This window comes from Gilliamella sp. B3892, assembly GCF_026536305.1.
GTDB lineage: Bacteria > Pseudomonadota > Gammaproteobacteria > Enterobacterales > Orbaceae > Gilliamella.
Window position 1 is genome coordinate 26,618 of the sequence record NZ_JAFNOK010000012.1, and the last position, 12,885, is coordinate 39,502.

At 36.7% G+C, this 12,885-nt stretch carries 13 protein-coding genes; 5 read left to right on the forward strand and 8 right to left on the reverse strand.

Features of this window, described 5'->3' with window-relative positions; genetic code table 11:
- Positions 1-162: 162 nt before the first annotated feature.
- The 3 genes from J3U74_RS10725 to mmuM all read left to right on the forward strand — a co-directional run bounded on the left by J3U74_RS10725 (position 163) and on the right by mmuM (position 4,070).
- Positions 163-1,638 carry a YdgA family protein gene (locus tag J3U74_RS10725; protein WP_267329376.1) on the forward strand — a complete coding sequence of 492 codons (1,476 nt, stop codon included), beginning with the start codon at positions 163-165 and terminating at the stop codon, positions 1,636-1,638.
- Between the two features lie 97 nt (positions 1,639-1,735).
- Positions 1,736-3,136: an S-methylmethionine permease gene (mmuP, locus tag J3U74_RS10730; RefSeq protein WP_220219521.1), complete on the forward strand. Its 1,401-nt coding sequence runs from the start codon at positions 1,736-1,738 to the stop codon at positions 3,134-3,136.
- Positions 3,126-4,070: a homocysteine S-methyltransferase gene (mmuM, locus tag J3U74_RS10735; protein WP_267329377.1), complete on the forward strand. Its 945-nt coding sequence runs from the start codon at positions 3,126-3,128 to the stop codon at positions 4,068-4,070. The genes mmuP and mmuM overlap by 11 nt, the downstream gene beginning before the upstream one ends.
- 629 nt (positions 4,071-4,699) lie before the next feature.
- Here the strand turns inward: mmuM and hxlB are convergent.
- From hxlB to J3U74_RS10775, 8 genes are all read right to left on the reverse strand, one after another.
- On the reverse strand, positions 4,700-5,236 hold the full coding sequence (gene hxlB / locus J3U74_RS10740) for a 6-phospho-3-hexuloisomerase (RefSeq protein ID WP_267329378.1): 537 nt from the start codon (positions 5,234-5,236) through the stop codon (positions 4,700-4,702).
- A 3-nt stretch (positions 5,237-5,239) separates the two neighbouring features.
- Complete coding sequence (locus J3U74_RS10745; protein WP_267329379.1) at positions 5,240-5,896, reverse strand: ribulose-phosphate 3-epimerase; 657 nt, start codon at positions 5,894-5,896, stop codon at positions 5,240-5,242.
- 13 nt (positions 5,897-5,909) lie between these two features.
- A complete protein-coding gene (locus J3U74_RS10750; RefSeq protein ID WP_267329380.1) occupies positions 5,910-6,425 on the reverse strand; it encodes a YjbQ family protein in 516 nt (171 codons plus the stop codon).
- Positions 6,426-6,539: 114 nt separating this feature from the next.
- Positions 6,540-6,824: a PTS sugar transporter subunit IIB gene (locus J3U74_RS10755; RefSeq protein ID WP_267329381.1), complete on the reverse strand. Its 285-nt coding sequence runs from the start codon at positions 6,822-6,824 to the stop codon at positions 6,540-6,542.
- Positions 6,825-6,838: 14 nt separating this feature from the next.
- Positions 6,839-8,176, reverse strand: a complete 1,338-nt coding sequence (locus J3U74_RS10760) for a PTS galactitol transporter subunit IIC (RefSeq protein ID WP_267329382.1) — start codon at positions 8,174-8,176, stop codon at positions 6,839-6,841.
- A gap of 31 nt (positions 8,177-8,207) precedes the next feature.
- On the reverse strand, positions 8,208-8,663 hold the full coding sequence (locus J3U74_RS10765; protein ID WP_220219514.1) for a PTS sugar transporter subunit IIA: 456 nt from the start codon (positions 8,661-8,663) through the stop codon (positions 8,208-8,210).
- The gene (locus tag J3U74_RS10770) at positions 8,653-10,629 is read right to left on the reverse strand and encodes a BglG family transcription antiterminator (RefSeq protein WP_267329383.1); all 1,977 of its coding nucleotides are present in this window, start codon (positions 10,627-10,629) and stop codon (positions 8,653-8,655) included. The genes J3U74_RS10765 and J3U74_RS10770 overlap by 11 nt, the downstream gene beginning before the upstream one ends.
- Positions 10,630-11,027: 398 nt before the next feature.
- A complete protein-coding gene (locus J3U74_RS10775; RefSeq protein ID WP_220219512.1) occupies positions 11,028-11,636 on the reverse strand; it encodes a riboflavin synthase subunit alpha in 609 nt (202 codons plus the stop codon).
- Between the two features lie 294 nt (positions 11,637-11,930).
- Here J3U74_RS10775 and crcB point away from each other — a divergent pair, with 294 nt between their 5' ends.
- Both crcB and J3U74_RS10785 read left to right on the forward strand, forming a co-directional pair.
- On the forward strand, positions 11,931-12,311 hold the full coding sequence (gene crcB, locus J3U74_RS10780; RefSeq protein WP_220219511.1) for a fluoride efflux transporter CrcB: 381 nt from the start codon (positions 11,931-11,933) through the stop codon (positions 12,309-12,311).
- Between the two features lie 103 nt (positions 12,312-12,414).
- Positions 12,415-12,813 (forward strand): cell division inhibitor SulA, encoded by a 399-nt coding sequence (locus J3U74_RS10785; RefSeq protein ID WP_220219510.1) that lies wholly within the window; start codon positions 12,415-12,417, stop codon positions 12,811-12,813.
- Positions 12,814-12,885: the final 72 nt, after the last annotated feature.

The following is a 12,885-nucleotide window of genomic DNA, read 5'->3' on the forward strand; positions in this document are numbered from 1 at the left end:
TCAAAGGTTTAAAAAGTTATCGCTTCATAGGCTTAAATCGTTTAGAATTGCCAACGATCAGCTTTAACAAATTGAATGCGTTATAAATTTGTTCGTTGATTTTGGATTTTGCTAAGAAACAAGAACAATAATTTACAATTTTATAAATGAAAGAGATTTGACATGAAAAAAAGTACACTAGCTATTGGTATTATTGCAGTATTAGGCATTGGATATGTCGGCACATCATGGTATACAGGAAATGTAATTGAAAATAACTTCGACAACTACATTGCTGAAATCACTAAAAATTTCAACAACTCTCAAGAAATGTTCAATGTCGTTATCACCCATAATCAACCGGAAAAAGGCCTCTTTTCAACTAAGATGCATATGAATGTAATGCTAACGTCATTAGATGATGGCCGTAGCGTTAAATTATATGATGATAATATCACGATTCATCATGGACCTTTCCCTGTTGCTGCGTTAAGCAAAGGTACTTTTTTACCTCAAATGGCTTGGGTAGAATTTGAACCTACTGAACAAACATCGCCAGAAGTTTGGAAGATTGCTGGTAATAAGCCTTTTTACAAAGGTCATTTGGGTATTACTTATGGCGAATTTTTTACATTACAATTGGTCTCTAGCGCAATCAATCTATCTTCTGATGTCATTCCAGCAATCCCTAGTGGAAACTCAGTGGCATTTAGTAGCGGTGAAATAACGGTAAAAGGCAATTCTGATTTATCTGATTTGCAAGTCAATACAAAGTTAGATGACCTGGATGTCACCATTAGTGACAGTAATGGTAAAAATAACATTAAAATCGACGGTTGGAATTTATCTCTACAGCAAGGAGAAAACCATCAAGATTTTCTATATGAATTTAAAGTTGATGACGTAAAACTCACTGCATTTAATAGCATCCCTTTACTGAAAATCCATAATATAACTCAAAAAGGTACGTTAAACTTTCTTGAAATGCAACAAGATATAACAGCAAGTATTGATAAAATTGAAGTCGATCCGCGTCCATTAACGATGGGACAAATCGCAAACTTTTCTATCAGTGATTTACAATTCAAGCAAAAAACACAAATTGATGATAAGGAAAGAGTCAATGGCTCATTGTTATTGAAAGTAGGTTCTTCAACATATGGAAAACAAAACTTAGGTGATCTTACTTTTGACTTCAGTGTTAAAAATCTATCTAAAGAATTTGATAGAAATCGTTATTCTACTGCCATTGGTTCAGAAATTACTGTCAATGAGATTAGTTTGCACAATGAAGCAGGTGTTGCAAAAATAAGTGGCTTATTTAAAGCAGCTGATGAAGTGGATGAAGAAGATCTAGATATTAATAACATACTAAATTGGGATACAGTTAAAGGACAACTTGAAATCCCTTTCAGTGTAATAGCATTAGTGAAAACACAAATAGAATCGCCTAATGATGAGAAAATATCACAAAATAAAGTTGATATGAACCGAATGCAGGTAGCAACTATGGCTAAAATGGCTTTCGCTGATAATCCTATGTTTAAAGTTGATGACAATGGTATTTCAAGTAATATATCAATTATAAAAGATCAAGAGTATAAGTTGAATGGTAAAACATTTACTAAAGAAGAATTAGAAGCATTAACGAATCAATGACTCCATTAAACGCCGTACCTCAATTTATTCACTCGTCAATTCCACTAGCTTAGCTAGTGGAATATTATTTTTAATTTATCAACATTGAAACATCCCTATGAATACTCAACCTTCGTCGTTAGATCAAAATCAATTTAAACGGACCATGAAGACAAGGCATCTGATAATGCTGTCACTAGGTGGGGTCATTGGTACAGGACTCTTTTTTAATACGGGTTATATCATTGCCACTGCCGGCGCAATAGGGGCAATTATTGCTTATTTAATTGGCGCTTTAGTGGTCTATTTAGTCATGTTATGTTTAGGTGAACTTGCCGTTGCCATGCCTGAAACGGGTGCTTTTCATACTTACGCTTCACGCTTTATCAGTCCCGCTACGGGATATACGGTTGCTTGGCTTTATTGGCTCACTTGGACAGTTGCGCTAGGCTCGAGTCTGACTGCTGCCGGCTTATGTATGCAATATTGGTTCCCGCAGGTTTCGGTATGGATCTGGTGCTTAATTTTTTGTATCGTTATATTTACGTTAAATATTATTAGCTCACAATTTTTTGCCGAAAGTGAATTTTGGTTTTCAATCATTAAAGTTATCACCATTATTGTTTTTATTATCGCAGGTAGCGCTGCAATCTTTGGTTTTATTCCAATGAAGAACAACATGCCAGCCCCATTTTTACATCATATTACTGAAAATGGTTGGTTCCCTAACGGTATCACCCCAATTATTATGACAATGGTCACCGTTAACTTTGCTTTTTCTGGAACAGAACTTATTGGCATTGCCGCCGGTGAGACACATCATCCGGAAAAAACGATTCCATTAGCGATAAAAACAACGATTTTACGACTGATAATTTTCTTTGTTGGCACCATTTTTGTGCTGGCTGCTTTACTCCCGATGAATCAAGCAGGAGTAATAAAAAGCCCTTTTGTTGAGGTATTTGAAAATATTGGTTTACCTTATGCCGCAGATATCTATAACTTTGTTATTATCACCGCTATTTTATCCGCCGCTAATTCGGGACTTTATGCCTCTGGTCGAATGTTATGGTCTCTGTCAAATCAAGGGACTTTACCTAAGTGTTTTAGCCGACTCACTGGCAACGGTATTCCAACTATGGCAATTATAGTCAGTATGTTAGGGGGATTATTAGCACTCTTTTCCAGTGTGATTGCGCCCGACACGGTATTTGTTGCGCTAACGGCGATCTCTGGATTTGCGGTAGTTGCTGTTTGGCTGAGTATCTGCGCTTCTCATTACTTTTTTAGGAAGCAACTCACTGATGCTCAAGTTAAATCGTTAAAATATAAAGCACCATTTTATCCATTCGTTCCCATTTTGGGCTTTATACTTTGTTTAGTTGCTTGTGTCGGATTAGCGTTCGATCCGAATCAGCGCATCGCGTTATATTGTGGTATTCCTTTTGTCATTTTCTGCTTTATTGCGCACCATTTTACTCAAGTCTATCAAAAACGAGCAGTTAAAAATGAAATGTAATAACCTAATTGACCAACTATTAAAACAGAAAAAATATATTATCATCGACGGCGCTTTAGCAAGTGAGCTACAACGCCGAGGATGCGATCTTAATGATAGCCTTTGGTCAGCCAAAGTGCTCATTGAACAACCGGAACTTATCAGCCAAGTCCATTATGATTACTTTAAAGCCGGCGCCGATTGTGCCATTACAGCCAGCTATCAAGCTTCACCGCAAGGCTTTGCACTAAAAGGTATTGATTTAACAACATCCATTGCCTTAATTAAAAAAAGCGTTGAGCTTGCTAAACAAGCAAAACAACGCTATTTAAATGAAACGGGGCTCAATAAACCACTCATTATCGCCGGCTCTGTCGGCCCTTATGGTGCCTATTTGGCAAATGGTTCCGAATATACTGGCGATTATCAACTTAGCGAAGCGGCTTTTATTGATTTTCATATTGAGCGAATAACCGCCTTAATTGAAGCGCAGGTTGATATGTTGGCATGTGAAACACTGCCTTCATTTGCTGAAATTAAAGCCTTAGCCAAACTTATCACTAATTTTCCGTCGATTAGCTGTTGGTTTTCTTTAACGTTAAAAGATGAACATCATCTCAGTGACGGCACCCCATTAACTGAGGTTATCGAATTTTTAAATGGTTGTGATCAAATTGTCAGTATTGGTATTAACTGTATTGCGCTGGAAAAAGTCACCCCTGCCCTTGAAGTATTAAGCACACTGACTCAAAAACCATTAATTATCTACCCTAATTCGGGTGAACAGTATGATCCAACAACTAAACAATGGCATGCAAACCATAGCCATAATTGCACTTTTAGCAATCAATTACCCCGCTGGATAGAATTGGGTGCCAAATTGATCGGTGGCTGCTGTCAAACAACGCCGGATGATATTGCCCAAATAGCCCGGTTATTAAAAGATAAAATGTAACCGTTTTTTGACAAGAAGTTTCAGAAAATGTATATGTTTAAGTATAAAGCTTTTTTATATAGTAAACCGATTAAGAATCTATTTCAGTACCAGACATAAACACTCATAGCTTCTTGTCAAAAACTTTCAGAAAATGTATATGTTTAAGTATAAAGCTTTTTTATATAGCAGACCGATTAAGAATCTATTTCAGTACCAGACATAAACACTCATAGCTTCTTGTCAAAAACTTTCAGAAAATGTATATGCTTAAGTATAAAGCTTTTTATATAGTAGACCTATTAAGAATCTATCCCAGTACCTTGTATAAACACCAATATTTCTTGTCAAAAACTTTCAGAAAATGTATATGTTTGAGTATAAAGCTTTTTTAATATGGTAAACCGATTAAGAATCTATTCAAATACCTTGCATAAACACCAATATTTTCTCGTCAAGAACTTTCAGAAAATGTATGTGTTTGATTATAAAGCTTTTTTAATATGGTAAACCGATTAAGAATCTATCCCCTTACCTTGCATAAACACCAATATTTCTTGTCAAAAACTTTCAGAAAATGTATATGTTTAAGTATAAAACATATCAAATACTGACTAATACACTATTTGATATGTTTTTATTATTTGACATTATTCAATATTGGCATGCCTTGACTTCATCAGTTCAGGCGATTGATGTAACAGCCCCATTAATCGATAAATCACGCTATCATAAATCAGTAATGCTAGTTGTTCAAAAGTACTGCCCATGGGTTGGGTAAAATGGGATAATTCAATCTTGACAGTCACACAGCTATCGGCCAGCTTCGCCAATGTTGAGTCGGCATTGCCGGTTAGAATAATGACTTTCACTCCCAGCTTTTGCGCCTGTTTGGCATAAGCAATTAAACTTGCGGTTTCACCGGAATGGGAACCCAGTATCAGCACATCATCCCCATTGGCTTTGGGCTTACTGATTTCGTTAATCACACTTACTGACAATCCTAAATGCATTAAGCGATTGGCAAAAGCACTAATTATTAGACCCGATCGCCCCGTTCCGGCTAAAAAAATGTGATTGGCAGCAATAATAGCATCACAAAATTGATTTAACTGATTTTGCTCAATATGATCAATCTGTGCAGTAATTTCATCTAATATATTGTTAAGTATGGTTTTAATTTGCATATTTTATCCTTGTGCCATGATTGCGGTTAACTTAGCAATATTGTTTTGGATATCATTGTTTTTGAAAATAAAGCCACCGGATACAATGTTTGTCGCACCGGCTTGTAAACAATCTGATAAATTTGCATCGGTAATATTACCGTCGACTTGAATATCGTAATGGTAATTATGCTTAATCTTTTCCGATTGCAATTGAGCCATTTTCGCCAGCGTGAAGGGTAAAAAACGCTCTCCCTTTTGTCCCGGATTAACGCTCATCACTAATACACGATCAACAATCGGCAATAACAGTTTTAGTGCGGCGACCGGTGTTGACGGATTGATCGCAATGCCAACTTTAATCCCATAACTGATAATTTTGTCGATTACAAAAGCGTGGTGAACAGTTGATTCAAAATGAAAGGTCAAAATATCAGGTTTAACGGCAATAAAATCCATAATCGATAGTTCCGGTTTTTCAATCATCAAATGACAATCGACCTTAAAGTGAGTATGTTTTTTTAAACTTGCTATAAATTCGCTATTAAAACCTAAGTTTGGCACATAGTGATTATCCATAATATCTATATGCACATCACTTATCCCACAGCTTTGTAAGGTGGATAAGGTGTCTTTAATCAGATAGAGATCGGAATTAAATAATGAGGGTGACAACAACATAATGACTCCTTATTCAAAGCCCCATAAGCATAAAATTTACTGTACGTTGCCTTGCTCGCAACGTATCCCAATCGACGAAGTAAACTCGTCCAAGTGAGCCAAGTAACGGCTTGCCATTTTTGACGATAATAACCAGTGAACAGCTACCAAATAATGAGGATTTTATATGGGCATCGGTATTTAGCATTACCCATTTTTCAGCAGGATAATGGGGGTCATTTAAACTTAAACCAAAGGCAATATGTTTTGGTCCCGGGCTGTTATACTGGTTTTCACTGGTCATTTTGGGCACTATTTTTTCTAAAATATTATTGATGTCCACATGTAAAAGATCGTCCCCATAAAAGTTGGTGTCATGCATTGACTCTTCAAAAAATAAAGAACAAGTGGTGTGCGTTGTGGCAATGGTTAATTGCCCGTTTTGGATATTAGCGTGTTGCATAAACTGATCGAGTGCATTACTAATATCATGATAAGAGTGCCGACCAACTACAGTACTGATCGTTAAAGTATGATGATAGATTTTCATTTTTGACGCTCTGCTCTCTCCTCCCCCGTTTTTAATCACTCTGCGTTATATGCCGCAAGTTGAATTAACCAAAACAGAGTAATATTAACGAGGGAATTAATCTGATAAATGGTGCTAAACCGCTAAACGTTTGCTTAACTCTGCAAAAAACTCATCTAGCCCGACACCAGTTAATAGAGGTAACCCATTTAGCACTTTATCTTTTATCGACTCAGGAACAATGGTTGTGCTGACAACGACATCATAAGCGTCAATTTTGTTAAGTTCATCGGCAATTTTGGATTGATAAATAGTGACATCATTTAAGCGGTTTTTATCCGCCAACCACTTGTTTACCTTACTGACTGCTATCGTTGATGTGGCATGCCCTGCTCCGCACATTATTAATAGTTTTTTCATCGTTTGTTTTCCTTTTAATACATTTCAATTTTTTTGATTTTGTTGATATAGATAAGTAGACATAAGATCACAAGCGCTAAGCCTATTAATCCTAAATAACCCAAATAATTTAGTAACAGTACAAATAAGGTAACTGGCCATAATCCACATAAGATAACGCTAACGGTGCCAGCCATACCCACATCGTAATTAGCTAAATGAAAAACGTCGGTAATAATCGGCGCTAACCAAGTTGACATATACAGGCATATCACTAAATAGATTGTTCCGCCCAAAATTGATCGGACAATATTGCCTTTGAAAAAAGGGACCATTAGGCAAATGCCAAAAGCGTAAAAAGCTAAATCACCAAAGGGTAATACTTTGTTGCCCGGTAAAATTAATGCCAGCAGTAATGAGACCGGCACCATAATTAAAGCGGTTGCCATAACGGCAGGATGACCGACTGTTAATGCGGCGTCCATACCGATGTTAACCTGTTTTCCATTGAGTTTTTTTCGGGTAAATTCACGAGCGGCATCGGCAACCGGTAGTAAGCCTTCCATAAACATGGCAACCATTTTGGGCATGATTTTCATAATGGCTGCCGTTGAGATCCCTAATTGACCAATTTTAGGGACATCATAGCCTGCCAATATACCGACGACTAAGCCGATGATTAATCCAATTACAACCGTATCACCAAAAATACCAAATTTTTTGGTTAATGTTTCTGAATCGGCATTGAGCTGATTTAATCCGGGGATGCGGTCAAATAACCAATTGAGTGGAATGGCGACAATTGCGCCGGATAATGCCATTAAATGGGTGATTGCAATGCCGGGATAACCAAAAAACGAGCTAATCGCTTTTTGCAGTAAATCAGCTAACAACCATTGCAACATCACCGCAGTAACAGCGCCGATTATACCGATCCAATATTCACCTGTGACCGCATAAGCAACCAACCCTAAGAAAATAGCAAACCAGAAGTTCCAGATATCAACATTTAATGTCCGTGTCCAGCCTAAGGATATAAATAAGAAATTGATCACAAGTGAGGCCGGTATAAGTAATAATCCCAGTGTGGTTGAAAACGCCAATGGTCCGCCAACACCACAGCCAATATCCATTATGCTTAATGATGTGCCATATTGTTCACCCATTTTTTGAATGGCGACCCCTAAGGTATCTGACAATAATGAAATCACTAAGCCTAATCCAACAATACCAATACCGACTGTGATGCCCGACATTAACGCTTTGGAAAAACTGACCCGAAAAAAAAGACCAATGACAAAAATAATGATAGGTAAAAAAACTACCCCACCAAGATTAATTAACCATTGAAAAATGCTAGTTACACTCTCCATTTGTACCTCCTTGAATAAAAGTAAAGGCGCATTAGTTCACGCCTGCTTGATCTAAAATAGCGATAAATTCGTTAACGCAATGACATGTTGTTAAGCGGGCTATTTGTTGTTCATTTTGGAATAAAGCGATTAAGTTCTGTAAGTTTTCAACTTGTTCATGGGGTTGTTTCATTGCCAGCATAAAAATAAATTTGACGGCAACTTTCTCCTGCTCATTTGTCATGGCTGAAAACATAATCGGGTGTTTTAATGATGCAAAACAGATTTGCGATTGATTAACTTTTGATGAATCGGTATGCGGCAGAGCAAAACCAGTTGAGTTAACCAATAATCCGGTAGGGTATTGTTGCTCTCTTTGTAAAATTCCGGCTAAAAAATCCTGTTTTACCATGCCGTGCACGTATAACATTTGTGCCATGGTAGTTAAGATCTCTTGCTGATTTGTTGCCTCAATATCAAATAGGCATAACTGTTTATCAAAGTACATCTTTCATTCCTCTTTGATTATCCAAAAATTGTTTTAGTTGTTTAAAATGCGTGATATTTTTTAGCCTCGATATCGCCGCTTTATTTGACACAATCTGATAAATCTCAGTAAAAACATCATTGATATTACTAATATTTTGCTCGCAAAGGCTGACCATAATAATGACGCTTATATCGATCATTCCCCACTTAATTGGTTTACTTAAGGTCATAATTGCGATGCTCGAACGGCAAACAAACATCGGGGAGCCATGGGGTAAAGCAATACCCTTTTCAATAGAGGTATCGCCAATCTGTTCACGCTGGAGTACTGATTGCCGATAACGATCTGTGACATAGCCGTTATCTTCAAGCAGGGTGATTAATTGATTAAGGCAATCGCTTTTGTCATGAATATCAACTTGAAGTTGTATTAAATCCGGCATAATAAATTTTGCTATTGCGGGATAGTGACCTATCTGATCGGCAAAATTGTTGGGGCGATTAAGCACATAATCCGCATAAGCTTGCATTATCTTTTGATAATCATGAGTATTTAATAGTGATGATATTTTCACTATCGGTTTATTAACATTATGAATATCGAGCGTAGTAATAATTAAATCGACATTGGTTAAATCGGTCGAGGCTAATTTTGACACGGAAAAAACTTCGATATTATCCTTTGACGGTAACAATTTACGCACTTTGCTCAGCACTAAATTAGACGAAGCGCAACCATATTGGCAGATAATCACAATATTGTTAGCGTCAGCGGCTTTGTCTAAGGCAATTTGAAAATGGATCAATAAAAAAGATATTTCATGATCATTAAGGCGAATATCAAATTTGCGCTCTAAGTCCGATAACGCATACCAAAGCACACTAAATAGCGTTGAGTACTCTTGTTTTATCTCATTTAGCAATGGGTTATTTACTCTGATCTGTCTTTGCATACGGGTGATCATGGGTGGAAAGTGAGACAACAATGAGTGAAATAATTTGCTATCTTTGCTCAGATCAACCCCCTCAATATCGCTAATTTTTTTGATAATTTGCCTAACGGTTTGTTCATAAAAGCTGTTATCAACTTTGAGTGATTCATCAAAAATACGGTGCGCAAAAAAGAGTTTACTTAGATATTTGATATCATTGGTTGCAAAGTTAACGGCAAAAGTCGTTTCGAACTGTTTAGTCAGATCAACTGCAATCAAATAAGATTGCATATAGCGGATGTGGTTAAATAAGAAATCTTCTTGCTCATCAATGGTAAAACCTAATTTAAGCCTTTTTAATAAAATGGTTATCGCAATAAGCAAAGAGGATAGATAGTATTCTGATGTTTGTTGAACTAACGATTCATCATGGTTAAGTAGTATCTGGCTGATTTGCTCAAAGGACTTATCACCAAATAGTGACATCATCAACTGATTGATATAAATACTGTCTTGTTTATTAACATAGCCGGAGAGAAAATATTTGATAGCTCGTTGTATTTGGCTCTCTTTACCTTGAACAATAATGCGCTTGTGGGTCACTTTAATGGTTACCCCTTCTTGTTCTAGTAAGCGATTAATAGACTCGATATCTTTATGTAACGAAGTTTTACTGACGATATAATCATTCGATAATTGCTCAAGCGAGAGGGTTTCATGATTTAAACAGCAACGTTTTACAATATCCAACCGTCGATACTCAGGCGTTAACCGGCGAGCTTTTTTATTAAAATACCCATGGGTATTGTGTTGCTCAAGGTAACAGATTATTGGTTCAATTGGCTGTTTTTTACCGACTAAAATAAGCCCTTTGCGTGGTGATTTTTCAATAAAAATTTCAGTATTAAAGGCTTTTGCTAACTGCTGATTTAGCTTTTCAACATCTGCATAAATGGTTTTGGTTGAAATTAATAATTTGGCGCTAAAATAGATTGCGGGTTTAAATGCCGATTCATTAAAAAGTAGCTTAAGTAAATCGATTTGCCTGTCCATTCCCCCACTCCCTTTTATCTCTGTTGTTGCAATATTTTTTCTGACTGATTAGTAAAAAGTATAATGAGTTGAATAAATAAGACGATGACATTTTTTTCCGCATTAATATGGAAGCAAATGTCATAGTCAGAAGGCGGGAGCAGCTTTATGATGAGATGCGTCATCATAGGTTGGCTATAATGTAATGGGTTTAAAATGGGTGGGAAATGTGTGCAAACTTGCTTTGTTTGATCCAATAAAAAACCGCCGTAAAGCGGTTAATCATAGTATTACAGCGCGGTCGATGTTTGTTATCATCAAACAAAATAGATAAAACCGTTAAGCTTTGCGCTAGTATTGGCGGGTCATAATAGTGTATTACCCGCAAAGCGCCATTAGCTTTAAGTTTTTAAATTTGTCTATTTTTTGGTTGCCAGTACTCTTTCAACAGTATCGACTATGGCTTGTGTTTGCGAATCAATTTCGATATTGACCTTATCATCAACTTGTTTATTGCCTAGCGTTGTTATTGCTAAAGTTTCCGGAATAAGATGAATATCAAACCCATTTTGCGTCACTTCGCCAATGGTTAAACTGGCTCCGTCGATGCCGATAAAGCCTTTGTATAACACATATTTCATAAACTGTTCTGGCAAGGTTAAATGCATGGTGCAGTTGGTCGGTGTTTTTTCAATCCGTTCAATTGTTGCAGTGCAAGAGATATGCCCGGACATTATATGCCCCCCCACTTCATCACCAAATTTGGCACTACGTTCAATATTAACGTAATCATTAATCTGTTTACTGCCTAACGTGGTTAAGGCGAGCGTTTCTTGCATGATATCAAACCAAACCGTATCATTTTCAAATTTGGTTACCGTTAAACAACAACCGTCATTAGCAATTGAAGCGCCAATTTCAATCTTAGCGGTTAACGATTTAGGTAACTTGACTTTATAAGTTCTTAATTTATCACGATCGACAATATCAATAATTTGTCCAACGCCTTGTACAATACCGGTAAACATATCTTTTATATCCTGTTTATATTGACTCTTGGCGGTTATTCTAGCCTAATGTCATGTCGATTTCCTGTTAATTCATCGGATATTTGCGATAACCAATTTAACTTGTTAATTCTTAATCAAAAATAATTCAATCGATTGAAAAGCGTGGCGACCTTGGATTAAAAGATATTCATTTTATGATGCAACTGTTATGATCATCATTTTACAATTATCTATTGAAATCAGGCTGGTTAATGATTGCCATTTAAATGCTATTGCCAATATCATTACGCCTTAAATGATTAGGAATTAATTATGCTAAAACTTATTTTAGCCATTTCAGTCGGATCGGTCGCTGGTGGTTTGTTGCGTTGGTTTTTATCGCTTAAATTTAATCTTATTGCCTTTGCGATACCTTTAGGCACGCTACTGTCAAACCTGATCGCCGGTTATATTATTGGCTTTGCCATTGCCTTTTTTAATCACGCCAATCTTTCCGCCGAATGGCGATTATTGGTCATAACCGGTTTTTGTGGAGGTTTATCCACCTTTTCGACTTTTTCTGCCGAAATTGTTAACTTTTTGCAAGAAGGCCGTTATACCTTAGGGCTGACAATGATTGCCGTTCATGTGATTGGGTCAGTTTTGATGACGTTTTTAGGAATATTGTCCTATCAATTTTTACGAACATGCTAATGACTTAATCAAAAATATTTCAAAAAATCGACATCAAGAGAGTTTACAACCTTAAAATACTGTATTAATATACACTGTATACAAATACAGTATCGAGGTTATTATGCTTATTGAACATTCAACGCCCCAATTAACGGCGATAGATTTTGAATCTCCTTTTCAACAAATTTTACAACAACAACGCCCGTTATTACGATCGTTCAATAAAGCCAAAAAATGGCAATTATGGTTATCTGATCGCCCAATGTTAAAACGGTCATGGATTAATACTGCCGGCCTTGATAAGCAAAAAGTGGTGCATTTAAGCAATTTAAAAGACGAAAGTTTAGTTGCCACTATCGAAAAAGCACTGCAAAGCAAAACTTGCAGTTATGTGGTTGCTTGCATCAACCAACTCAATGATCAAGATAAACAGCGTCTTGAGCAAGCGGTACTGTCGAGCGATACATGCTTACTTTTAGTTCACGATCAGTTGAGTGAACAACCTGTCGCCTACCATTAATTTGATCATAATAATGCAATACGCCTACTTTCATGCAGGCGTATTTGAGTCCACGGCTGAATTAATCATGCT